This window comes from Nocardioides pelophilus, assembly GCF_014180685.1.
Lineage (GTDB): Bacteria > Actinomycetota > Actinomycetes > Propionibacteriales > Nocardioidaceae > Nocardioides > Nocardioides pelophilus.
Map to the genome: position 1 here is coordinate 1 of NZ_JACEHF010000055.1, position 21,915 is coordinate 21,915.

The 21,915-nt window shown below is 71.6% G+C and carries 24 protein-coding genes; 16 read left to right on the forward strand and 8 right to left on the reverse strand.

All coding sequences use genetic code 11. The features are described from left to right. The 5 genes from H0488_RS11090 to H0488_RS11110 all read left to right on the forward strand — a co-directional run. On the forward strand, window positions 1-873 hold an 873-nt coding region (locus H0488_RS11090; RefSeq protein WP_183099335.1), incomplete at its 5' end, for a vWA domain-containing protein. A gap of 91 nt (window positions 874-964) precedes the next feature. Continuing rightward, window positions 965-2,608, forward strand: coding sequence for a hypothetical protein (locus tag H0488_RS11095; RefSeq protein ID WP_183099336.1), 1,644 nt, complete (start codon window positions 965-967; stop codon window positions 2,606-2,608). Window positions 2,609-2,632: 24 nt separating this feature from the next. Further along, window positions 2,633-3,412: a TSUP family transporter gene (locus tag H0488_RS11100; protein WP_183099337.1), complete on the forward strand. Its 780-nt coding sequence runs from the start codon at window positions 2,633-2,635 to the stop codon at window positions 3,410-3,412. A 20-nt stretch (window positions 3,413-3,432) separates the two neighbouring features. Beyond that, window positions 3,433-4,176: a VOC family protein gene (locus H0488_RS25000; protein ID WP_183099338.1), complete on the forward strand. Its 744-nt coding sequence runs from the start codon at window positions 3,433-3,435 to the stop codon at window positions 4,174-4,176. Window positions 4,177-4,185: 9 nt separating this feature from the next. Further along, entirely contained in the window at window positions 4,186-4,722 is a 537-nt protein-coding gene (locus tag H0488_RS11110; RefSeq protein WP_183099339.1) for a DinB family protein, read from the forward strand. A gap of 1 nt (window position 4,723) precedes the next feature. Here H0488_RS11110 and H0488_RS11115 read toward each other — a convergent pair whose 3' ends face one another. Both H0488_RS11115 and H0488_RS11120 read right to left on the reverse strand, forming a co-directional pair. Next, window positions 4,724-6,064: an ABC1 kinase family protein gene (locus tag H0488_RS11115; protein ID WP_183099340.1), complete on the reverse strand. Its 1,341-nt coding sequence runs from the start codon at window positions 6,062-6,064 to the stop codon at window positions 4,724-4,726. Between the two features lie 50 nt (window positions 6,065-6,114). After that, on the reverse strand, window positions 6,115-6,342 hold the full coding sequence (locus tag H0488_RS11120) for a YiaA/YiaB family inner membrane protein (RefSeq protein ID WP_183099341.1): 228 nt from the start codon (window positions 6,340-6,342) through the stop codon (window positions 6,115-6,117). A gap of 147 nt (window positions 6,343-6,489) precedes the next feature. Here H0488_RS11120 and H0488_RS11125 point away from each other — a divergent pair, with 147 nt between their 5' ends. Beyond that, the gene (locus H0488_RS11125; RefSeq protein WP_183099342.1) at window positions 6,490-7,308 is read left to right on the forward strand and encodes an alpha/beta fold hydrolase; all 819 of its coding nucleotides are present in this window, start codon (window positions 6,490-6,492) and stop codon (window positions 7,306-7,308) included. Between the two features lie 135 nt (window positions 7,309-7,443). Here H0488_RS11125 and msrA read toward each other — a convergent pair whose 3' ends face one another. Genes msrA through H0488_RS11140 form a run of 3 tightly spaced genes read right to left on the reverse strand, consistent with a single transcriptional unit; the run spans window position 7,444 to window position 10,920 of the window. Beyond that, on the reverse strand, window positions 7,444-8,091 hold the full coding sequence (gene msrA / locus H0488_RS11130) for a peptide-methionine (S)-S-oxide reductase MsrA (protein WP_183099343.1): 648 nt from the start codon (window positions 8,089-8,091) through the stop codon (window positions 7,444-7,446). A 50-nt stretch (window positions 8,092-8,141) separates the two neighbouring features. After that, the gene (locus H0488_RS11135; RefSeq protein ID WP_183099344.1) at window positions 8,142-9,920 is read right to left on the reverse strand and encodes a TolB family protein; all 1,779 of its coding nucleotides are present in this window, start codon (window positions 9,918-9,920) and stop codon (window positions 8,142-8,144) included. A gap of 52 nt (window positions 9,921-9,972) precedes the next feature. Beyond that, window positions 9,973-10,920 carry a DUF5995 family protein gene (locus tag H0488_RS11140; RefSeq protein WP_183099345.1) on the reverse strand — a complete coding sequence of 316 codons (948 nt, stop codon included), beginning with the start codon at window positions 10,918-10,920 and terminating at the stop codon, window positions 9,973-9,975. 129 nt (window positions 10,921-11,049) lie between these two features. Between H0488_RS11140 and H0488_RS11145 the strand changes: the two genes are divergently transcribed. From H0488_RS11145 to ilvA, 6 genes are read left to right on the forward strand one after another with little or no spacing between them, the layout of a single operon-like run. After that, the gene (locus H0488_RS11145; protein WP_220794471.1) at window positions 11,050-11,262 is read left to right on the forward strand and encodes a ribbon-helix-helix protein, CopG family; all 213 of its coding nucleotides are present in this window, start codon (window positions 11,050-11,052) and stop codon (window positions 11,260-11,262) included. 2 nt (window positions 11,263-11,264) lie between these two features. Next, a complete protein-coding gene (locus tag H0488_RS11150) occupies window positions 11,265-11,654 on the forward strand; it encodes a type II toxin-antitoxin system death-on-curing family toxin (protein ID WP_183099346.1) in 390 nt (129 codons plus the stop codon). A gap of 9 nt (window positions 11,655-11,663) precedes the next feature. Continuing rightward, entirely contained in the window at window positions 11,664-12,824 is a 1,161-nt protein-coding gene (locus H0488_RS11155) for a cystathionine gamma-synthase (RefSeq protein ID WP_183099347.1), read from the forward strand. After that, on the forward strand, window positions 12,817-14,406 hold the full coding sequence (locus H0488_RS11160; protein ID WP_246371871.1) for a glutamate mutase L: 1,590 nt from the start codon (window positions 12,817-12,819) through the stop codon (window positions 14,404-14,406). The genes H0488_RS11155 and H0488_RS11160 overlap by 8 nt, the downstream gene beginning before the upstream one ends. Further along, on the forward strand, window positions 14,403-15,776 hold the full coding sequence (locus H0488_RS11165; protein ID WP_312856294.1) for an AI-2E family transporter: 1,374 nt from the start codon (window positions 14,403-14,405) through the stop codon (window positions 15,774-15,776). Before H0488_RS11160 ends, H0488_RS11165 begins: the two co-directional genes overlap by 4 nt. Continuing rightward, entirely contained in the window at window positions 15,727-16,998 is a 1,272-nt protein-coding gene (gene ilvA, locus H0488_RS11170; protein ID WP_446685613.1) for a threonine ammonia-lyase, read from the forward strand. The genes H0488_RS11165 and ilvA overlap by 50 nt, the downstream gene beginning before the upstream one ends. An 11-nt stretch (window positions 16,999-17,009) precedes the next feature. On the opposite strand, the gene greA is transcribed toward ilvA, so the two are convergent. Continuing rightward, complete coding sequence (gene greA, locus H0488_RS11175) at window positions 17,010-17,507, reverse strand: transcription elongation factor GreA (protein WP_183099348.1); 498 nt, start codon at window positions 17,505-17,507, stop codon at window positions 17,010-17,012. A gap of 206 nt (window positions 17,508-17,713) precedes the next feature. Further along, window positions 17,714-18,055, reverse strand: coding sequence for a DUF4307 domain-containing protein (locus tag H0488_RS11180; protein WP_183099349.1), 342 nt, complete (start codon window positions 18,053-18,055; stop codon window positions 17,714-17,716). A gap of 146 nt (window positions 18,056-18,201) precedes the next feature. Between H0488_RS11180 and mca the strand changes: the two genes are divergently transcribed. The 3 genes from mca to H0488_RS11195 are packed head-to-tail and all read left to right on the forward strand — an operon-like array spanning window position 18,202 to window position 19,995. After that, window positions 18,202-19,080, forward strand: a complete 879-nt coding sequence (gene mca, locus H0488_RS11185) for a mycothiol conjugate amidase Mca (protein WP_183099350.1) — start codon at window positions 18,202-18,204, stop codon at window positions 19,078-19,080. 4 nt (window positions 19,081-19,084) lie between these two features. Further along, the gene (locus H0488_RS11190; protein WP_183099351.1) at window positions 19,085-19,354 is read left to right on the forward strand and encodes a hypothetical protein; all 270 of its coding nucleotides are present in this window, start codon (window positions 19,085-19,087) and stop codon (window positions 19,352-19,354) included. Further along, window positions 19,354-19,995, forward strand: a complete 642-nt coding sequence (locus tag H0488_RS11195; RefSeq protein ID WP_183099352.1) for a LysE family translocator — start codon at window positions 19,354-19,356, stop codon at window positions 19,993-19,995. The genes H0488_RS11190 and H0488_RS11195 overlap by 1 nt, the downstream gene beginning before the upstream one ends. Here H0488_RS11195 and H0488_RS11200 read toward each other — a convergent pair. Beyond that, window positions 19,980-20,570: a TetR/AcrR family transcriptional regulator gene (locus H0488_RS11200; protein WP_220794472.1), complete on the reverse strand. Its 591-nt coding sequence runs from the start codon at window positions 20,568-20,570 to the stop codon at window positions 19,980-19,982. The two genes, H0488_RS11195 and H0488_RS11200, sit on opposite strands and share 16 nt — an antisense overlap. Before the next feature lie 43 nt (window positions 20,571-20,613). On the opposite strand from H0488_RS11200, the gene H0488_RS11205 reads away from it, so the two are divergent. Then, on the forward strand, window positions 20,614-21,885 hold the full coding sequence (locus tag H0488_RS11205; RefSeq protein ID WP_183099353.1) for an oxygenase MpaB family protein: 1,272 nt from the start codon (window positions 20,614-20,616) through the stop codon (window positions 21,883-21,885). Window positions 21,886-21,915: the final 30 nt, after the last annotated feature.

Consider the following 21,915-nt stretch of genomic DNA (forward strand, 5'->3'; position numbering starts at 1 on the left):
GGCAAGGCGCTGCTGCGCGACGTCGCCCAGCGGCTGTCGGGGCGGCAGGGTCAGCGCGAGCTGCGACAGGCCGGTGCGGCCGGCGACCTCTCGGGCGCGACCCGGCAGTGGCAGTTCGGTGACACGGAGCCTTGGGACATCCCGCGCACGGTGCTCAACGGCGTGCTCCGTCGCGCCGGCGACGCGAGCGGCCCGCGGCTCTCGATCGAGGACGTCGAGGTCGCCGAGACCGAGGCGCGGACGCAGGCCGCCGTGGCGCTCTGCGTCGACACCAGCTTCTCGATGGCGATGGACGGGCGCTGGGTGCCGATGAAGCGCACCGCGCTCGCGCTGCACACGCTGATCGGCACCCGCTTCCGCGGCGACTCGCTGGAGCTGATCGGCTTCGGCCGGCACGCCGAGACCATGGACATCGAGCAGCTCACCGCACTCGACGCCCGGTGGGCCAAGGGCACCAACCTCCACCACGCCCTGCTGCTCGCCAACCGTCACTTCCGCAAGCACCCCAACGCCCAGCCGGTGCTGCTGATCGTCACCGACGGCGAGCCGACCTCCCACCTCGAGCCCGACGGCGAGGTCTACTTCAACTACCCACCGCACCCGATGACGATCGCCCTCGCCGTATGCGAGCTCGACAACGCCCGCCGGCTCGGAGCCCAGACGACCTTCTTCCGGCTCGGCGACGACCCCGGCCTCGCCCGGTTCATCGACTCCATGGCCCGCCGCGCCGAGGGCACCGTCATCGCCCCGGAGAGCGACGACCTCGGCGCCGCCGTCGTCGGCTCCTACCTCGGCTCCCGCGGCCCGCGGGACCGCTCCGGTCCCGGCTCCTACGGCGACTGGTTCGGCGGCCGGGGGTTCTGGGTCGGCTGACGCCGCGCCCATTTCCGCCGATCGGCCGCGCGCCTCGCCGGCGCCACCTAGGCTTCCGTCGTTCTGTCTCGTACGACGTCTCGGGGGCCCGTTGCGCAATCGACTCGGGTGGCTGCTGGCCGCCCTCTGCATGGGTGTCGTCGTGGCGGTCGCGCCCCAGCCCCCGGCTGAACGCGTCGAGCCGCTCGAGCTGGTCGACTACCAGTACACGCCCCCGCAGGTGGCCACCCTGGCGGGAGGGCGGGACATCGTCGTCGACGAGGGCCACGACCAGGTCTTCGTGGCCCAGCAGAGGTCGGGCCTGCTGGTCACCGACCTCGACGGGGCGCCGGTGACGACGATCGCGATGGCGGGATGGCAGGACGACCTCAGCATGAGCGAGGACGGCAGCACTGTGTTCGCAACGGTGCGAAGCGCCACCGGCTCGACGCAGAGCATCGTGGCCGTCGACACGGTGACGTACGGCGTGTCGACCATCGCCCCCGGCAATGTCGACGACTGCCCGATCCATCGGCTCACGCAGCACGGCGGCCTGCTCTGGTTCGCCACCACGTGCAGGACCGACCCCGACAAGGTGTTCGGGTACGTCGATCCCGCGGACGGAGCCGTTGTCCGGCTACCCGTCCCGCCAGCGGTCGACCTCGACCTCATCCATCGGATCGTGGGTGTGCCCGATCGGCCCGACCGGCTCCTCGTCGCCTCGACGAACGGGGTGAGCCTCGTGGAGATCACCTACGGCGAGACCGTCGCGGCGGACCAGATCGCGTCCTCCAGCCAGAGGTCGAGCTCGATCGCCGTCACGCCTGACGGGAGCGAGATCCTCCTCGACCACGAGTCCTACGTCTACCGCCTGTCGGCGACGGACCTCTCGACGATCGGCTCGATCCAAGTGGGGGCCACCGATCTCGCCGTCGGCCCCGATGGCACCGTCGCCTTCGGCAGTGGCGACCAGGTCAGCTTCTACCGACCCGGCTTGGCGCAGAGGATCCGGGCCTATCAGCTCGGCGATCCATCGGCCTACACGACCGGTATCCGAGCCCGCGGGCTCGAGTGGGGTGCAGACCGGCTCTACGCGATCGTCGACGACAAGGAGCTGTACGCCTTTCCCGTCAGGCGACGCACCTACGTCGGGCTGCGCGTCGAGGAGCGACGCTTCGCCTACGGCGAGGCCGTGTCGATCAACGTCATCCTCGACGGACCGACCGCGAACCGGGACGTCGTGATCTGGAGCGTCGACAGGAGAGGTGTCCGTCGACAGGTCGCGGAGCTCACGATCCCTCGGAGCGCTGACCTCAACCTCAGGACGACGGTGGTCGCGCGCAGGAGCGGCCACTTCGAAGTGACGTACGCCGGAGACGATTCCTGGGACCCGAGCTGGGACCGGGCTCAGGACATGCGAGTGGCTGCCAAGGTCGTCACCGAGATGCGCAGTGGACGGATGGCGGGCGGAGTGCGACTGCACCGGGTGGACGAGCCGGTGATCGTGCGCGGCAAGGTGCTGCCGAACCACGCCCGCGAGTGCCTGCACTTCAACATCGATGTCCTCGCGGGCGGCCGGTGGCGCGATGTCGACAACCACTGCGTGCGGCTCGACCAACGCAGCAAGGCTGCCATCGGGCTCCGCGGCGCGCGACGGATCGCCGGCTTCAAGTTCCGGGTCTGGGCCTATTACGGAGGGGACAGGATCAACGAGGCCGACAGTGGCAGGTACCACTACTTCAAGTTCGTCCGCTGACGACTGCCCGCGACAATAGGGACGATGTCCGATCCCACCCTCACCGTCCTGCTCCTCCTCGGCCTGGCCGCGCTCGCAGCGGGCTTCGTGGACGCGGTGGTGGGAGGCGGCGGGCTGATCCAGCTGCCGGCGCTGCTGATCGGGCTCCCGGGGGCGTCGCCGGTGCAGATCCTCGCCACCAACAAGGTGGCCTCCATCTGCGGCACGTCGGCGGCAGCGGCGACGTACTACCGCCGGATCCGGCCGGATCCCCGCACGTTCGGTCCGTTGATGGTGTGCGCGCTGGTCGGCTCGTTCGCGGGTGCCCTGGTCGCGTCGCAGATCCCGCGGGAGGCGTTCGAGCCGATCGTGCTGGTGGTGCTGGTCGTGCTGGGGACGTACGTCGTGCTCCAGCCCGATGTCGGCGAGGAGACGATGCTGCGGTTCGCCGGCCATCAGCACCTGGTCGCGGCGATGACGGTCGGCGGCGTGATCGGCTTCTACGACGGCGCGCTCGGGCCGGGCACCGGGAGCTTCCTGGTGTTCGCGCTGGTGGGCCTGCTCGGCTACGACTTCCTGGAGGCGTCGGCGAAGGCGCGGCTGGCGAACTGGGCCACCAACCTGGGCGCCCTCCTGCTGTTCATCCCCACCGGCGCGGTGCTGTGGAAGGTCGGTCTGCTGATGGGCGCGTGCAACCTGGCCGGTGGCTACCTCGGCGCGCGGACCGCGGTCGACCGGGGCGCGAAGTTCGTGCGGGTCTTCTTCATCGTCGTGGTCTCGGCGTTCATCGTCCGGATCGGCGGCGACGTCTTCGGCGCCTGGTGACCGGCGCATAGGTTGGCCGGGTGACCCCCTTCTGGATCTCCGCCTTCCTCGACTTCGCGCCCGACGGGTTCGAGCCGGGCGTGCGGTTCTGGTCGTCGGTGACCGAGTACGACGTCAGCCCGCCTCGCGGCGACGACGCCGAGTTCGCGACCCTGCTCCCGCGTGACGGCGACGCCTTCCTGCGGGTCCAGCGCCGCGGCGCCGGCGGCGACCGGGTCCATCTGGACCTCCACGTCCCGGACCCGCGGGCGGCGGCCGACCGGGCGGCCGGGCTCGGGGCCACCGTGGTCGCCGACCACGGCTACGTCGTGCTGCTCTCGCCCGGCGGGTTCACGTTCTGCTTCGTCGACCACGCGGCCGCGACCCGGCCGCGCCCCTCGACCTGGCCGGGTGGGCACTCGTCGCTGGTCGACCAGGTGTGCCTCGACGTCCCGGCGTCGTCGTACGAGCGTGAGAGCGAGTTCTGGCGCGACCTGACCGGTTGGGAGGAGCGCCGGTCGGCAGTGTCGACCGACTTCCACTCGCTGCTCCGGCCGGAGGGCCACCCGCTGCGGCTGCTGCTGCAACGGCTCGGGGAGCAGGACGGGGAGGTGCGCGCGCACCTCGACTGGGCGACCACCGATCGCGCCGCCGAGACCGCGCGGCACGTGCGCTCGGGGGCGAGCGTGCTGGACACCCGCGAGCACTGGACGGTGCTGGCCGACCCGAACGGCCGCGCCTACTGCCTCACCGACCGCGAGCCGGCGACGGGGCTCCTCGGCTAGCGTCACCCCATGGACGCCGCATCTCGGACCGACCCGCCGCTGGAGGCCGACGAGGCCACGACCCTGCGGGCCTTCCTCGACTACCACCGCGACACCCTTCGCTGGAAGGTCGCGGGGCTCACGCAGGAGCAGCTCGCGCGGACGCTTGCACCGAGCACGATGACCCTGGGCGGCCTCGTGAAGCACCTCGCCCTCGTCGAGTCGAACTGGTTCGAGGAGGTGCTCGCGGGCGGTGAGGTGATGCCGCCGTTCGCGACCGTCGACTGGGACAACGACCGCGACTGGGAGTGGCGCACCGCGGCCGACGACACTCCCGAGGAGCTGATGGCGCTCTTCGACGACGCGGTCGCCCGCGCCGACCGGGCCGTCGACGACGCGATCGCGAAGCCGACCGGACTCGCGACCCCGTCGGTGCGCGCGACCCGGAAGGGCGACCGTCACTTCAGCCTGCGCTGGATCCTGCTCCACATGATCGAGGAGTACGCGCGGCACAACGGCCACGCCGACCTGCTGCGCGAGTCGATCGACGGCGAGACGGGGGAGTAGGTCAGCCGACGGGCTCGGCGAAGCCCGGCACGAACTCGGCCATGATCGCGCGGAACGGCGCCTCGGCCTCGAGCTGGCTCATCACGCCGACGCCGCCGATCCAGGTGCGGTGGATCAGGACGTACGACGGCGGCAGGTTCAGCTTGATCGAGATCGTGTACGACGGGTCCTTCGGGTCGTTGAGCCGCTGGAACTGCTCGCGCATCCACGCCCGGGAGAACCGGAACCGCTCGACCTGGCTGGGCTCGACCAGCGGGGAGAGGTAGTCCATCAGCAGCTGCGGGTCGAGGTGGATCCGATCCTTCAGGAAGCCTTCCTCGCGGAGCCCGGCGATCAGTGCCTCGCCGTCGCCGGCGGCGCAGAGCCGGACCAGCCGGCCCAGCGGCTCGGGAAGCCCCCGCTGGGGGAGGCGGGCGACGGCGCCGTAGTCGAGGACGCCGAGCCGGCCCGGCGAGCCGTCGGCGTTCGGGATGATCCGGTAGTTGCCCGGGTGGGGATCGGCGTGCAGCAGACCGGTGCGGGCGGGGCCGGAGAAGAGGAACCGGACGTACAGCTCGCCGTAGTGGTCGCGCTCCTCCGGTGTGCCGCTCTCGATCACCGACGCCAGCGAGCCGGGCGACTCGAGCCACTCGGTGATGAGCACCCGGCGCCCGACCGCGACCACATCGGGCACGTCGATGTCGGGGTCGTCGCGGAACGCGGCGGCGAACTCGCGCTGCGCCTCGGCCTCGAGCTCGTAGTCGAGCTCCTCCTTGGCCCGCGCCTGGACCTCCTCGATGAGCGGCTTGATGTCGACGCCGGGGATCAGCGGACCGATGGTGCGTGCTGCCCGCGCCAGGGTCTTGAGGTCGGACTCGAGCGCCTCTCCGGCATTCGGGTACTGCACCTTGACCGCGACCTCACGGCCGTCGTGCCACCGGCCCTTGTGCACCTGGCCGATCGACGCGGCCGCGGTCGGCCCGCCGTCGAGCCACACCAGCCGGGTCTTCCAGTCGGGGCCGAGGTCGGCGGCCAGGATGTCGCGCACCGTCTGCGTCGGCATCGGGGGCGCGGAGTCCTGGAGCTTGGTCAGGTGCTCGCGGTACGGCGCCGCCATCTCCTCGGGCAGTGCGGCCTCGAGGATCGACAGCGCCTGGCCGAACTTCATCGCCCCGCCCTTGAGCTCGCCCAGCGTGCGGAACAGCTGCTCCGCCGTGCGCTGCTGGATCTCGCTCATCACCGCCTCGGCAGGCGCGCCGCCGAGGCGCTTGCCGAAGCCGAGGGCCGTGCGACCGGCGTACCCGAGCGGCAACGCCGCCAGTCGTGCTGTGCGCGCCGCCGCGCTGCGAGGGAGATCCGCCATGGCGCCATTCTTCCCGAAGCCTGGTGACGATGGCGCGGCACCGGCGCGGCTCACCGGTACGGAGCGACGTGGCGCTCGGCCGCCCGGTCCTCCTGCTGGTCGCGGATGCACTTGGCGAGGGCGAAGGAGGAGTTCACCAGGAACAGCGCGCCGAGGCAGAGGAACGCGCGGACCCAGCCGTCGGCCGGGAGGAAGTAGATGCCGCCGATCACGAACATCAGGGCCGCGCCGAACGAGATGGCTGACTGGAGGTAGAAGGCGTAGGTCGTCTTGGTCATGCATCAAGCCTGCGGGCGACCGGCGCCCGAGCGCCTGAGTCGTCGTACTCAATCCGGAGGGGTAGCCGTACGGCTCCTTGTGGAAGTACCGCTGCCGGTCCCACAGTGAGCGGTAGCGGCCAGCGCAACGACGCCCGAGGGGGGCCTATGAGCACGTTCGAGCACGACGGCGCGACCCTCTGGTACGACGACCGCGGGTCGGGCGTGCCGCTGCTGGTGCTGCACGGAGGGCTCGGGCTCGACCACACCTACCTCCGCGCGGCGTTCGACGCGCTGGTTCCCGACGTACGGGTCATCTATCTCGACTTCCGGGCCAACGGCCGCTCGACCGGCGACGGCGACCTGACGATGGCGCGGCTCGCCGCCGATGTCGACGCGTTGCGCGCGCACCTGGAACTGGCCCGGGTCGCTGTCTTCGGCCACTCCTACGGGGGCTTCGTCGCACTGCAGTACGCCCTCGACCACGGCGAACACCTCACCCACCTGGTCGTCTGCGACTCCGATACTCGCGGCCCGGCGGCTGAGACGATGACGGCGGGCCTGGCACGACTCGGGCTGGAGCCCGGCCTGCTCGCCGCGTTCGAGACGCCTATCGAAACCACCGCCGACCTGTTGGAGGTGTTCGACGTGCTCGAGCCGGCCTACCTCCCGCACTCCCCGCCAGGCACCGCGCGCGCCGGGCTGGCCGACACCGTCTGGCGCGCCGAGGGCAGCGAGGGCGGCGGGTCAGCGCTCGACGGCTGGGACGTCGCCGACCGCCTCCGGGAGATCACCGCACCCACGCTCGTCATGACCGGGGCCGACGACTTCATGTTCCCTCCGGAGCGGGCGCGGCTGATGGTCGACGCGCTGCCGCATGCGGAGCTGAAGGTCTTCGAGTCCTGCGGCCACCTGCCGAACGTCGAGGCGCCGGAGCAGCTCAGGTCGGCTCTCCGGGGCTTCCTGCTCGGAGTGGACGGGCGGTAGCGCTCAGGCGTCGTCGGGACGTCATACGGCTGAGTGGCGATAGGTCCAGGGACGTATGACGTTGCGCGGGACGTCATACGGCTGAGGGGCGATAGGTCCACCGACGTATGACGTCCCGCCGCTGCGTCGAGGGATTCAGTCCGTCGCTGGGAACGGGATGCCGGTGTTCGCGTGGCAGCGGTAGCCGTGGGGGTTCTTGTGGAGGTACTGCTGGTGGTGCGCCTCGGCGTAGTGGTAGCTGCCCGCCGGCCCGATCTCGGTGGTGATCTCGCCGTAGCCGCGGCGGGCGATCTCGTCGCCGTACACCTTGGTCAGCTCGCGCGCGGTCTGCTCCTGCTCGGGCGAGTGGAAGTAGATCGCCGAGCGGTACTGGGTGCCGACGTCGTTGCCCTGACGCATGCCCTGGGTCGGGTCGTGCACCTCGAAGAACCGCTTCACCAGGTCGGCGAAGGAGACCTGGTCGGGGTCGAAGACGATCCGGACGGCCTCGGTGTGACCGGTGCGGCCGCTGCAGACCTCCTCGTACGTCGGGTTCGGCGTGGTGCCGCCCGCGTAGCCCACCGACGTCGACCAGACGCCGGGGACCTGCCAGAAGATCTCCTCGGCGCCCCAGAAGCAGCCGAGGCCGAACTCGGCGACCTCGAGGCCGTCGGGCACGTCATCGGTGACGATGGGGGCATTGAGCACGGCGTGCTTCTCAGGCAGGGCGAAGGCGGGCTCGGAGCGCCCCGGGAGCGCCTCGGCTGGGTCGACCATCTCGGTCTTGCGGCGGGAGAGGAACATGCCTCCAGTCTCCCCGTCTGCGCAAGACCCACACCAGCCTCACGGAAGTCTTAACCGTTCCACCGGGCGCGGAAGAGGGTGCGGTCCTGCGAGGCCGGGGTCCACGCGCTCGACGGCCGTTTGCTCTCGGCGCCGCCGCGCTCGTTGCAGACGAGGCCGAGCCTGACCGGAACGGTCGTACGGCGGCCGTTCACGCGTTGCGTCCGCCAGGTCCGAGCGGGCGTGCCGGACTTGAGCACGCGCTCCCGGACCACCTCGTTCTCCCCGGTGATGCGTACGTCGAACTGGATGCATCCGTTGTTCTCGTCCAGCCGCAACCGGCTCACGCCCGGCAGGTACCACTGCCGGCTGTCGGAGACGTCGACGCCGATCGCGCGGCGGAGCCAGCGGGGGCTGGTGGAGGCCATCCGGGCCGCCAGACGGTCGATCACCCAGTCCTCGGCGTGACTCGCGAGCTGGGCCTCGACCACGTCGCCCGGATCCAACGGGTCCCCGGAATCGGCAGCCGCAGCCAACCGCAGCAGGTCGTGGGCGACGTTGTTGCTGAGCACGAAGGTGCAGGTGCGATCGCCCTTGGCGACCAGGGCGTCCCCGCGCGGGCCCGTCCAGCGGAATGCGGTTCGGCCGCAGGCGACGGCGGTCTGGGCGACCCGGTCGGCATGGACGGGCTCCTCCCATGCCGCGCAGGTGCCGCCGGGGCAGGGCTGCCAGTCGAAGGGGAGGGGGAGCTGCTCGTAGAGCGTGGCGGGGTCGAGATCGCCGAGCGTCGCCACGTCGAGGTCCGGGCCGAGGGGGTCGACGAGGTACGCGACCGCGAATCCGTAGTGGAGATAGGCGTTCCACGCCGTCAGCACCCGAGTGCCGTCGTCGGACCAGCGCGGCTCCATCAGGTCGCTGAAGAAGACCGAGCTCTCGTCCCCGAAGCAGTCCCGCTCGCCCGCGAGCGTCCGGAGCGTCGTCGGGAGCGACTCGGCTCGGTCGGCCCGCACCAGCTGCAGACTGCACAGCCGCGCCCCTGGATCGGCCGGGCAGTCGCCACGTTCGACACGGAGATACGCCGCCATCGTCTGGCCGTCGGGGGACCACGCGGGTTGCGACCAACGGGCCTGGGGTGCGCAAACGTCGTCGGGATCGTCGTCACCGGGATAGCCGCCGAACAGCTGCGGGGCGCTCCCCGCGCCGGCGTCGACCGCGTAGAGGTCGTTGCGTGAGCACAGCTCGTTCGTGCAGCCGGGGCTGCTGCCGACGAAGGCGATCTCGTCGTCGGCGCTCCACGACAAGCCGGCGTAGGTGTTGATCACGACGTCGCCCGACTCGAGCACGGTCCGCTCGGCGCCGGTCGCCACGTCGATCGCGACGATCCCGGGGCCCTCGAAGGTGGCGATCTCGCTGCCGTCCGGGGACCAGGCCAGGGCGTCCGCGTAGGTCATCCTGCTCGAGTCGGTCAGGCTGACGCCTTGCCACACAAGTCGGTCGCGCCGGTCCCCCGACGCCAGGATCCTGAGCGCGCTGGGCTGGTTCCAGCCTGACGGCTCACAGGTCGCGCAGGTCCTCAGGAACGCGATCGAACCGCCGTCCGGCGAGAAGTCGGCGTCGATGACCTGGCCGCCCCGGAAGAGGTCGCGCACGCCCCTTTGCCAGGTCGATCCGTCGGCGGAGATCAGGCTGTAGGTCCCGGTCCAGGTCGAGTCGGCATAGAGAAGCAGCCCGTCGCCGGTCGCTTCCTCGCCCTCGGCGGCGATCGACGGCGACGGTCCGACAGCCGCGCCGAGCGAGAGCATCAGCACGGCCGCGGCGGTCATCGACAGCAGTCGGGCGCGCAGGCTCATCCAGCGATGCTAGGTCGGTCGGCGGGGCGGCGACGACGAACGGGGAAAGGCCCTAGCTATCGGCGCCGTGCTCGGCGCACCAGGCGTCGCGCTCGGTGGAGTCCGGGGTCTGGAACAGCTGTCGGATCATCAGCGCCTGGAGCGCGGCGTACGTCTCGACCTGGCGCTGGGCGAACGCACGCTGGACCGGGTTCCGGGCCAGCGCCAGCTGCTCGGCGTGCCGCCAGACCATCTCCCGCCAGCCGCGCATGATCACCCCGGCGACCGTCTCCTCGATCGTGCCGGCGTCGATGTCGTCGAACTTCGGGTCGAACCGGCGCGCCTCCTCCGCGAACACGGGGCCGTACAGCGAGTCGAGCCGCTGGTTGTAGCGGTCGTGGTCGGCCTTGTGGCTGGTGCCGTCCGGTGCGGTGAGCCCGACGTTCGCGATCACGTAGGGGAAGTCGCGGTTGATGTGGGCGTTCATCGCGAGCATGAAGTTGCCCAGGCCGCTCACCGCGCGGTCGTCCTCGGCCTGGAGCGCGATCCGCCACGCGCCCGGGATGTTCGTCCGCCGGCCGCTCTCCCAGCGGCTGGTGGTGTCGAAGTAGAGCTCGGCGAAGACGGTGTCGACCCGGTTGAGCCACTGCTCGTCGTCGAAGTAGCCGGACCGCACGGCGTCGCGCACGTTCTCGGTGACCCGCAGGTAGGCGAGGGAGAAGATCGCGCTGTGCGAGCAGGTGGCGACGAGGCCGTCCAGCCGCGTCTCCATCCTGGCGATCACCTCGTCGATGCACTCGTCGCCCCCGGAGCGGCAGAGGTCGCCGGCGTACTCGGCGCCGGGCACCGGAAGCGGCGGCAGCAGCCCGATGAAGGAGTCCAACGGCGGCAGGACCAGACCGCGGATCGGGTCGGGGTCGGCGGGCGGCGCCGGGTCGTCGGCTGCTGCCGGCACGAGGGGCGCGGCGGCGAGGAGGAGGGCGACGAGGGTCCCGAGGGCGGCGCGGGTGAGGGTGGTCACATCAAGGAGCAACGACGGCGCGTTCCCAGCGCTACGACCGCCGCCGATCGCTCGTGTGGAAACCCGTTCGCGGGGCCCGGGGAGGTGCCGCATATTGGTCGGTATCACTCTGATACCAAGGGGAGTACCATGACGATCATGGCTTTCACGCTGCGCACCGACGCAGAGCTCGACGCGGCCCTGGCCGAGCTCAGCTCGGCGCGGGGGATGTCGAAGCAGGAGCTGATCCGCCACCTGATCCTCGCCGAGGCGGAGCGGTCGCATGCCCGGGCCGACCTCGATGCCGTGCTCGACAGGGAGCTGCCCCGATATGCCGTCGCGCTCGAGCGGCTCGGTCAGTAGCCGTGCGGCTGCTGACCCTCGACGACCTGCTGCACATCGCGCGCCGAACTCTGGATGCCGTCGAGATCCGGGACGTCGGGCTGCTCGAGTCCGCGGTCGCGAGGCCGGCGACGACCGTGTTCGGCGACGACGCGTATCCGAGCCTGCACGAGAAGGCGGCCGCGCTGGTGCATTCGATCTGCAAGAACCACGCGCTTGTCGATGGCAACAAACGGCTGGCGCTGGCAGGTCTCATCGCCACCCTCGGTGTCAACGGACGTCGGCTGACGATGGACAACGAAGAGGCCTACGACTTCATCATCGACATCGCGTCCGGGGAGCTCGACGAGGTCGTTGCGATCGCTGCTCGCATCGCCGCGTCCAGCGAGCCAGCGACCTTTGCCCCTGAGTAGGCTCGCCGGGTGAGCCAAGAGCATCGCGACAAGAGTGGCTTCGAGACCCGCGCCATCCATGCGGGCTACGAGCCGGACCCGACCACCGGAGCGGTGATCCCGCCCATCTACGCCACCTCGACCTACAAGCAGGACGGGGTGGGCGGCCTCCGCGGCGGCTACGAGTACAGCCGCAGCGCCAACCCCACCCGCACCGCGCTCGAGGGGGCGCTGGCGGCGCTCGAGGAGGGGGAGCGCGGGTTTGCGTTCGCCTCCGGCCTCGCTGCCGAGGACACGCTGCTGCGCGCGCTGTGCCGGCCCGGCGACCACGCGGTCATCCCCGACGACGCGTACGGCGGCACGTTCCGCCTCTTCGACAAGGTCGCCTCGCCGTGGGGGCTTGCCCACAGCCCCGCCCCGGTCGACGACGTCGACGCGGTCCGCGCCGCGATCCGGCCCGGCGAGACGAAGCTGGTGTGGGTCGAGACCCCGACCAACCCGCTGCTGTCGATCGGCGACATCGAGGCCCTGGCGGCGGTCGCGCACGAGGCCGGAGCGCTGTTGGTCGTCGACAACACCTTCGCGTCGCCGTACCTCCAGCAGCCGCTGCGCCTCGGCGCCGACGTCGTCATCCACAGCACCACCAAGTACGTCGGCGGCCACTCCGACGTCGTCGGCGGCGCCGTGGTCGTGCGCGACCACGAGGTCGCCGAGAAGGTCGGATTCCACCAGAACGCCATGGGCGCGGTGCCCGGGCCGTTCGACTGCTTCCTCACCCACCGCGGGCTCAAGACGCTCGCGGTCCGGATGGACCGGCACTGCGACAACGCCGAGCGGATCGCCGACTTCCTCACCAGCCACCCCAAGGTCGACGACGTCATCTATCCCGGCCTCGAGACCCACCCCGGCCACGAGGTCGCCCAGCGGCAGATGAAGCGGTTCGGGGGGATGGTGTCCTTCCGCTGCGCCGGCGGCGAGGAAGCCGCGCTCCGGGTGTGCGAGCGCGCCGAGGTGTTCACGCTCGGCGAGTCGCTCGGCGGCGTCGAGTCGCTGATCGAGCACCCCGGACGGATGACCCACGCGAGCGTCGCCGGCACCGACCTCGAGGTCCCTGCCGACCTGGTGCGGCTCAGCGTCGGCATCGAGACCGTCGACGACCTGGTCGCCGACCTCGAGCAAGCACTTGGCTGAGCCGTCGTCCCCGGAGCTCCGCCCCGCCGGGACCGTGCTCTGCGTCGACGTCGGCTCGACCTACACCAAGGCGCTGCTCGTCGACCTCGCCACGGCCTCGGTGGTCGCGACCGCCCAGCGACCGACGTTCGGGACGGGTGACGTGCTCGACGCGGTCGAGGCCTGCCGGGCAGAGATCGCTGCCGTCGACGATCGGGCGGGTGCCGCGGAGGTCCTCGCGTGCTCGAGCGCCGGCGGTGGCCTCCGGGTCGCGGTCGTCGGCCACGAGGCGCTGGTGACCGCCGAGGCCGGGCGCCGGGTGGCCCTGTCCAGCGGCGGCAAGGTGGTGGGGGTCGTCGCGGCGGCCGGGCTGGCACACGACGAGGTGGTTTCGAGGCTCGCTGCGCTCGCACCTCAACCACCGGAAGAACTGCCGGACGGGCCACAGGAGCGGCCGCTGGAACAACCGCAGGAACGGCCGCAGGAACAACCGCAGGAACGGCCGCAGGAACAACCGCAGGAACAACCGCAGGAACAACCGCAGGAACGGCCGCAGGAACGGCCGCAGGAAGGGCCGCAGGAACGACCGCTGGAACAGCCGCTGGTTGAGGTGCGACGAGCGCAGCGAGGAGCCTCGAAACCAAGGCCCGCCGACGTCGACCTCGTGCTCCTGACGGGAGGCACCGACGGTGGCAACCGGGAGGCCCTCGTCGACGCCGCCCGCGCCGTGGCGGACTCGCCCTTCGACGGTCCGGTGGTGGTGGCGGGCAACGTCGAGGCGCACGCCGAGGTCGCGGAGATCCTCGCCGGTCAGCCCCACGTGCTCGCCGACAACGCCGTGCCCCGGATCGGCGTGCTGGCGCCCGAGAGCGCACGCGCCGCGGTGCGGGCGCAGTTCCTGCAGCACGTGATCGCGGGCAAGGGCCTCAGCGCCCGGGGAGCCGAGCTCGCGCGGTTCGTGCAGGGTCCGACGCCCGACGTCGTGCTCGCGGGCGTCGAGCTGCTCGCCCACGGCATCGACGAGCAGCGGCCGGGCATCGGCGACGTCGCGGTGGTCGACATCGGCGGCGCCACGACCGACGTCTACTCGGTCGTGACGCTCGACGCCGAGCGCTCCGACGACGGGCTCGCCCACGAGGTGGTCGCGCCCACCGCGGCGACCCGGACGGTCGAGGCCGACCTCGGCATGCGGGAGTCCGCGGGCCTGCCCGGTTCGTTCGTGCCGACGACCGACGAGGAGTACGCCGCCGACGAGGAGATCGCGCGCGCGGCCGCCGCCACCGCCGTACGACGCCATGCGGGTCGCTCGCGCGTCGTCCTCTCGCCGGACGGGCGGGTGGTCGAGCGCAGCGGCGTCGACCTGCGCGAGGTGGCGCTGGTGATCGGGAGCGGGGGAGTGCTGAGGCACGGCCGCCCCGGCGTCGCCGAGCGGGTGCTGGGCGGCCTCGTGGTGGCCGACGAACCGGAGGGCTGGCAGCTGCCCGAGCGGGCGCGGATCGTCGTCGACGAGCAGTACCTGTTGATGGCGGTCGGCCTGCTCGCCGGACGGCACCCCGATGTCGCCTATCGACTGGCCATGACCCTCGCTACGGTGGGCCAGTGACCGAGGAGGGACCCGCCGGCGGAGAGCCGGACGACCGCGACGAGCGCGTCGCGGAGGAGCCGGACGACCACCGGCACCGGCCCCGGTTCCCCCGCCGTCGTCGCGGTGCGGACGAGCACGAGGACGAGGCGCACGGCGAGAGCGTCGAGAGCATCCTGCAGCGGTTCGCGACCCAGTGGGCGTTGGTGCGCGAGGAGCGCCGCGGCGGACCCGCCCCGATCGAGACCGGGCCCTCCCGGTTCGACCGCGCGCAGGTGCCGTGGGGGCTCGACCTCGCTGCCGCCTGGGCCTGGCGGCTGCTGGTCATCGCCGCCGCGGGATACCTCCTGCTGTGGCTGGTGAGCTTCTTCGCCGTCGCGACCATCCCGATCGCGGTGGCACTCCTGATCAGTGCGCTCGCGTGGCCCGTCGTCCACCTGCTGACCCGGCTGCGGATCCCGCAGGGCGTGGCGGCGCTGATCGTCGTGGTCGGCGGGCTCGGGGCGATCGCGGCGCTGCTCACCTTCGCCGGCCAGCAGGTCGCGACCGGCGCGTCGGACCTCGCCGACCAGACGGTCAAGGGTCTGGAGGAGATCCGGGCCTGGCTCCGCGACGGACCGGTCAACGCCAGCGACTCGCAGATCAACGACTGGATCAAGGGCGCCCAGGACATGATCCAGGAGCGCTCCCGCGACGGCGAGACGATCAGCCAGGTGACCGAGCTCGGCGCCGCGGTCGGACACGTCGTGGCCGGGTTCTTCATCACCCTGTTCGCGACGTACTTCTTCCTCGCGGACGGCGACCGGATCTGGTCGTGGCTGGTCCGGCTCGCGCCCCGGGTGGCGCGCGAGCGGGTCGACAGCTCGGGCCGGGTCGCGTGGCTCTCGCTGGTCCAGTTCGTGCGCGCCACGGTGCTGGTCGCCGCGGTCGACGCGATCGGCGTGATGATCGGCGCCGCCGTGCTCGACGTGCCGTTCGTGCTGGCGATCGGCGTGCTGGTCTTCCTCGGCGCCTTCGTGCCGCTCATCGGCGCGACCATCGCCGGCACCGTCGCGGTGCTGGTCGCCCTCGTCGACCAGGGGCCGATCACGGCCCTGATCATGCTCGCGGTCCTGATCGGGGTGCAGCAGTTCGAGGGCCACGTGCTCCAGCCGTTCCTGCTCGGGCGATGGGTCTCGCTGCACCCGCTGGGCGTGATCCTCGCGATTGCCGGCGGCGTGCTCGTCGCGGGCGTGGTGGGCGCGCTGGTGGCCGTGCCGCTCGCCGCAGCGGCGAACGCTGTCGTACTCCACCTGGCCGAGCTGTCCCAGATGCCGGTCGATGAAGCAGTCGAGGAGCTCGATGACGATGTCATCCATCCCCACCCCCACGTCGGGCCGCACGATGCCTGAATCAACCGCTGGGCCGATGGTGACCCTCGCCGACATCCAGGCCGCCCGGCCGCTGGTCGACGCGGTGGCGGTGCCGACACCCATGCTGGAGTCGCGTTGGCTGTCGGGGCTCGCGGGCGTGCCGGTGCACCTCAAGTGCGAGAACCTCCAGCGCACCGGCTCCTTCAAGGTCCGCGGCGCCGCGGTCCGGATCGCCCGGCTGTCCGAGGAGGAGCGGGCCCGCGGGGTCGTCGCCGCCTCGGCCGGCAACCACGCGCAGGGCGTCGCGCTGGCGGCCCAGCAGCACGGCATCGCCGCCACCGTCTTCATGCCCGACGGCGCGCCCATCCCCAAGGAGCGGGCGACCCGCGGCTACGGCGCGGACGTGCGGTTCACGCCGGGTGTGCTCGAGGACTGTCTCGCAGCCGCCCGCGCCTTCGAGGAGGAGACCGGCGCGGTCCTGATCCACCCCTTCGACCACGCCGACATCATCGCCGGCCAGGGCACCCTCGGCCTCGAGATCATCGAGCAGCTGCCGGACGCAACGACCGTCCTCGTCCCGACCGGCGGCGGCGGGCTCGTCGGCGGCATCGCGGTCGCGGTGAAGTCACTGCGCCCGGACGTGCGGGTGGTCGCCGTCCAGGCGTCGGGAGCCGCCGCCTTCCCCCAGTCGCTCACCGAGGGACACCCGGTCCGGCTGCCGCAGATGGCGACCATGGCCGACGGCATCGCGGTCGGCCAGCCCGGAGAGCTGACCTTCCGGCTGGTTCAGGAGTACGTCGACGACGTGCTCACCGTGTCCGAGGAAGCGCTCTCGCGGGCCCTGCTCGCCCTCCTCGAGCGGGAGAAGCTGGTCGTGGAGCCGGCCGGCGCCGCCGCGGCTGCCGCGCTCACTGAGGAGGCGGGCCGGTTCACGGGCCCGGTCGTCGTACTCCTCTCCGGCGGCAACATCGACCCGCTGCTGCTCGGCAAGGTGATCCGGCACGGAATGGCCGCGGCGCGGCGCTACCTCAACCTCCAGGTCACGCTGGCCGACGTGCCCGGCGGCCTGGCCCGGTTGCTGGCCCAGGTCGGCGAAGCGGGCGCCAACGTCCTCGAGGTCGTGCACGAGCGGATCTCACCGAGCCTGCTGCTCGATGAGGTCGACGTACAGCTCCAGCTGGAGACCCGCGGTGAGCCGCACGCCGAGGCCCTGCTCGAGCGGCTGCGCGAGCACGGCTACACGGTCGTCGACCGCGGCTGACCCGCCCCGGGTCAGCCGGTGTAGGGCTTGGCGTCGAGGATGACGACCTCGAGCTGCTTGCCGTTGGGGGCCGTGTAGGACACGGTCTCGCCGCGCTTGTGGTCGAGGATCGCGCTGCCGAGGGGAGACTGCGGCGAGTAGACGGTCAGGCCCTCGGGCTCGATCTCGCGGGCGCCGAGGAGGAACGTCTCGGCCTCGTCGTCGCTGTCGCCCTTGAACTTGTAGGTGACGACCATGCCCGGCTCGACGACACCGTCGTCGGGAGGCGTCTCGCCGACCTCGGCCTTGCGCAGCATGTCCTCGAGCTGACGGATCCGCAGCTCGATGCGGCCCTGCTCGTCCTTGGCCGCGTGGTAGCCGCCGTTCTCCTTCAGGTCACCCTCGTCGCGGGCCGCGCTGATCCGGGCGACGATCTCGGCGCGCTGCGGACCCTTGAGGTCCTCGAGCTCTGCGTGGAGCTTGTCGTACGCGTCCTGGGTCAGCCAGATCGTCTGGTCGGTCTGCGTCATCGGGTACTCCTGAAAATAAGCGGATCTGATCGTTCGTGCGTGGTCCGGATCGTCTCGCCCGCAGCTGTTGCGGGACCCCGTTGTCGGACGGGATGGCGTTCGGTCGCGGAGGCGCTGCCGGCTCGCTCTGGGTGAGCCCGGTCGGGCGCCGACTCGAGGCCGGACAGACTGACAAGCCTATCAAGCCAGGGCCCGTCCCGCCGATTTCAGCGCGGTCGGGGCTGCCCCTCGGCGGTGCACCCGATGTTCTCGACCGCGGTCGCCCGGCGCTCGGTCGCGATCTCCACCGTGTGGTCGGGGCCGTCGTCCGGGCCCGGTTCGAACGTCGCCTGACCGACCACCGCCTTGTCGGGGGCGAGGGCTCGCACCGTGCACTGCGCGGCGACCGGCTCGTCGCCCCACTGCACCCGGATCACGGCGGTCGCGGTGTGGTCGTCGACGATCTCGGACGAGATCAGCTCCGAGGACACCGGCGGGTCCGACTGCGCGATCGTGATCCACGTCCAGACGGCAGCGAACGCCACGACGACGATCGCGCTGAACGTCACGATGATGAGCGTCCCGAGGCTGACGGTGAGGCCGAAGAGGACGACTTGGCGGTCGGACCACCCCGTCCGGTACCGGTCTCGGAGGGAATCATGCGGAGCGCTCACCGGTTCATGCTCGCATGGCGCCGACTCCTACGATGACGGGCATGCGTACCGGTCTGCGTCTGATGCACGTGCACGCGCACCCCGACGACGAGTCGAGCAAGGGCGCGGCGTCGACGGCTCGCTACGTCGCGGAGGGCGTCGACGTGCACGTCGCGACCTGCACCGGTGGTGAGCGGGGCTCGATCCTCAACCCCAAGATGGACCGGCCGGGCATCCTCGAGAACATCCACGAGATCCGGCGCCAGGAGATGGAGCGGGCGCGCGACATCCTCGGGGTCACCCAGGACTGGCTCGGGTTCGTCGACTCCGGCTGGCCCGAGGGCGACCCGAAGCCGCCGCTGCCCGACGGCTGCTTCGCGCTGGTGCCGCTGGAGGACGCGGCCGCGCCGCTGATCCGGCTGGTCCGCAGCTTCCGGCCGCACGTGATGACGACGTACGACGAGAACGGCGGCTACCCGCACCCCGATCACATCAAGTGCCACGAGATCTCGGTGTTCGCGTTCGAGAAGGCCGGCGACCCGTCGTACGCCCCTGAGCTCGGCGCGGCCTGGCAGGTCAGCAAGCTCTACTACCACCACGGCTGGAACCGCCCGAAGATGGTCGCCCTGCACGAGGCGATGCTCGAGCACGACCTGGAGTCCCCCTACGCCGAGCGCCTCGAGCAGTGGAGCCTCGACCCCGAGTGGGACAAGCGGGTGACCACCCGGGTGCCGTGCGGTGAGTACTTCGGCGTGCGTGACCAGGCGCTGCTCGCGCACGCCACCCAGATCGACCCCGACGGCTTCTGGTTCGCGATCCCGCGCGAGCTCCAGCAGAAGGTGTGGCCGACCGAGGACTACGAGCTGGTGGCCAGCCACGTCCCGACGGAGGTGCCGGAGGACGACCTCTTCACCGGCGTCGAGGTGTCAGTGGGAGGATGACCTCATGATGGTCGATCTGATTCTCGCCGCCCCCAAGGACGAGGACGTGGTGGCCGGTCCGATCGGCTTCGTGATCTTCATCGGCCTGTGCCTCGCGGTGGCGTTCCTCGGCTGGAGCCTCAACAAGCACCTGAAGAAGGCCGGCCGCGCCGCCGACGAAGGGGTCTACGGCGAGCCGACGAAGGCCGCCGGGCCTGAGGCCGACAGGTCGGACGCCAGCACCTCCGACGCCAGCACCGACACCAGCACCGCCGACGGGTCCGCGGCGGACTGATGGTCGGCCTCGACCAGCTGCTCGGCTTCGGCGTGGCCGCGCTGGTCGTGATCGTCATCCCCGGCCCGAGCGTGGTCTTCGTCGTCGGCCGGGCGGTGTCGTACGGCCACCGGGTCGCGCTGGCCAGCGTGGTCGGCAACACGGCGGGTCTCTTCGTCGTGATGACCCTGGTCGCGCTCGGCCTCGGCGCGATTGTCGCGGAGTCGATCGTGGTCTTCACCGTCATCAAGCTCGCCGGCGCCGCCTACCTGGTCTGGCTCGGCGTGCAGGCGCTGCGCCACCGGCGCGAGCTGCAGGTCGTGTCCTCGGCGCAGCGGGGCCCGCTGCCGTGGCGCACCGCGACCCGGCAGGGCTTCGTGGTGGGCGTCAGCAACCCGAAGGGGTTCTTGATCTTCGCGGCCCTGCTGCCGCCGTTCGTCGATCCCGACCGCAGCGCGGTGCCGGTGCAGATGTTCGTGCTGGGCTCGCTCGCGGTCGTGGTGGGCCTGGTGTGCGACTCGGTGTGGGCGCTCGCCGCGGGCCGCGCACGCGACTGGTTCGCGGGGTCGGTACGCCGGGGCAGCGCCCTCGGCGCGATCGGGGGTACGTCGATGATCGGGCTCGGTGTCGGCTTGGCGCTGACCGGTCACGAGACCAGGTAGCCACCCACCAGCGCGACGATCTCGTCGATCAGCTGGTCGCGCTCGATCGCCGGCTGGTCGAGCACCCAGCGGATGGCGATCGTCTCGATCGCCAGCACGGTCACCCACGTCGCCATCGGCGCGTTCGGCCGACGGCTGTGCTCCGGCCGGGCGAGGAGGTAGGTCGCGGCCAGCTCGCTGATCCGTCGCTCCAGGGTGTCGCGCCGGGCCCGGCTGCGGGCCAGGGGCAGCTCCTCGCTGACCACCCGGAGCAGCGCGCGGTCGGCCTCGAGCGCGGTCAGCAGCGCGTCGACGATGTCGCGCACCACCGCCAGCCCGGTGCCCCCGATCCGGTCGGACATCGCGGCCGCGACTCGCTCGGCGGTCTCCTCGCTGTAGCGGTCGACCACGACCTCGAGGATCGCCGTCTTGTCCGGGAAGTACTGGTAGAGCGAGCCCGGGCTCACTCCGGCCGCGGCGGCGACCCGGTTGGTCGAGAAGGCGTCGTACCCGTCCTCGACCAGCACCGACCGTCCCGCCGCGACGATCCGCTCGACCATCTGCCGGGACCGGACCTGCCGGGGTTGTTTCCGCATGACGCGAATTGTATGCGAGCAATCACTCGCGTCACAATGAGGCATGACGACTCACCAGCAGGTCGCCCGCACGGACGCCCCCGTCGGGGCCTATCCGACCCGGTTCCGCGAGGCGGAGGCCCGCAGCGTGCGGCTCGGCCGCCCGCTGCGGGTGATGGGCCGGGTCAAGGACGTCGACGAGGCGCTGATGGACCGGATCGGGCGCGCGTTCGGTGAGCGGGACGAGCTCGGAGCCGCGCTCGCGGACGCGATCCGGATGCGAGCCGGCCAGCCGGGACGGGTCACCTTCGAGCAGCTGCGTACGGCGCTGGCCGGCGGGATCGTCGCCGTACCGGATGCGCCGGAGGCGCTGGCCGCCTTCTGCGCCGAGGTGGAACAGGTCCCGGAGTGGGTCGACTGGGATCTCGTGGACGAGGGTGCGCTGGTGGCGCGCCGGCTCGGCCAGAACGCCGCCGACGTCCTCACCCAGCTCGCCCTGATCGGCGGCTACCGCTTCGGCGGCCCCGCCGACCTGCTCGTGGCCACCGGCGGTCTCGTGGGGGACAGCACCCGCCGTCGGCTCGGGGAGACCCAGAAGTGGGTCGTCGAGCTGACCCGTCCCGGTTCACTCCGCCCGCCGATGGCCGGGACGCCCGGCGGCGAGGCCTGGAGGCTGACCGTGCACGTGCGCGCGATGCACGCGCTCGTCAACGCCACGTTCGAGCCGCGCTGGGACACCGAGCGGTGGGGCCTGCCGATCAACCAGGCCGACCAGGCGTCCACGTTGTTCCTCTTCGACGGGGTCCTCATCATCGGCTGCCGCGGGCTCGGCGTCCGCGTCGGCTCCCGCGACGCCCGTGCGCTCATGCACCTGTGGAAGTACGTCGGCTGGCTGATGGGCGTGGACGCCGACTTCCTCGTCGACGACGAGTGGGAGCGGCACCGGCAGAGCTACCACGTGCTGCTCGCCCAGGCCGACATCTCGGAGGCGGGCCCGCAGCTCGCCCGGGCGATCGTCGCGGCGCAACGCGAGCGCTCCTACCCGGGCTGGCCGCGGCGGCTCCAGTGGCTCCGCGCTCGCTACGAGCAGGAGCGGCTGCTGAGCATGCTCACGACCTTCCTGGGCCCGACGAGCATGCGTGAGTTCGGGCTGCCGCTGCGCCCGCCGTGGGCGCACTTGTACATCGCCGTCCTCAACACGGTGCGCTACCGGCTGCTCGGCCGCACGGCGTGGGGCCGCCGCCGGCTCCTCGCCTGGGGCGACCGGGTCAGCCAGAACCTGCTCGACAGCTACTTCCTCGACGAGGAGCAGGACGTGGGCCAGCTGAAGGCCTGACCGCCGGGCCGCCGGGCCGCACTAGGCGGC

What these genes read in the sequence shown, in the direction of transcription:
- H0488_RS11100 (WP_183099337.1), top strand. Translation starts at nt 2,633, where the DNA reads ATGTCCGATCCCACCCTCACCGTCCTGCTCCTCCTCGGCCTGGCCGCG.
- H0488_RS11110 (WP_183099339.1), top strand. Translation starts at nt 4,186, where the DNA reads ATGGACGCCGCATCTCGGACCGACCCGCCGCTGGAGGCCGACGAGGCC.
- H0488_RS11115 (WP_183099340.1), bottom strand. Translation starts at nt 6,064, where the DNA reads ATGGCGGATCTCCCTCGCAGCGCGGCGGCGCGCACAGCACGACTGGCG.
- H0488_RS11120 (WP_183099341.1), bottom strand. Translation starts at nt 6,342, where the DNA reads ATGACCAAGACGACCTACGCCTTCTACCTCCAGTCAGCCATCTCGTTC.
- H0488_RS11125 (WP_183099342.1), top strand. Translation starts at nt 6,490, where the DNA reads ATGAGCACGTTCGAGCACGACGGCGCGACCCTCTGGTACGACGACCGC.
- msrA (WP_183099343.1), bottom strand. Translation starts at nt 8,091, where the DNA reads ATGTTCCTCTCCCGCCGCAAGACCGAGATGGTCGACCCAGCCGAGGCG.
- H0488_RS11135 (WP_183099344.1), bottom strand. Translation starts at nt 9,920, where the DNA reads ATGAGCCTGCGCGCCCGACTGCTGTCGATGACCGCCGCGGCCGTGCTG.
- H0488_RS11145 (WP_220794471.1), top strand. Translation starts at nt 11,050, where the DNA reads ATGACGATCATGGCTTTCACGCTGCGCACCGACGCAGAGCTCGACGCG.
- ilvA (WP_446685613.1), top strand. Translation starts at nt 15,727, where the DNA reads ATGACGATGTCATCCATCCCCACCCCCACGTCGGGCCGCACGATGCCT.
- greA (WP_183099348.1), bottom strand. Translation starts at nt 17,507, where the DNA reads ATGACGCAGACCGACCAGACGATCTGGCTGACCCAGGACGCGTACGAC.
- mca (WP_183099350.1), top strand. Translation starts at nt 18,202, where the DNA reads ATGCGTACCGGTCTGCGTCTGATGCACGTGCACGCGCACCCCGACGAC.
- H0488_RS11190 (WP_183099351.1), top strand. Translation starts at nt 19,085, where the DNA reads ATGATGGTCGATCTGATTCTCGCCGCCCCCAAGGACGAGGACGTGGTG.
- H0488_RS11195 (WP_183099352.1), top strand. Translation starts at nt 19,354, where the DNA reads ATGGTCGGCCTCGACCAGCTGCTCGGCTTCGGCGTGGCCGCGCTGGTC.
- H0488_RS11200 (WP_220794472.1), bottom strand. Translation starts at nt 20,570, where the DNA reads ATGCGGAAACAACCCCGGCAGGTCCGGTCCCGGCAGATGGTCGAGCGG.
- H0488_RS11205 (WP_183099353.1), top strand. Translation starts at nt 20,614, where the DNA reads ATGACGACTCACCAGCAGGTCGCCCGCACGGACGCCCCCGTCGGGGCC.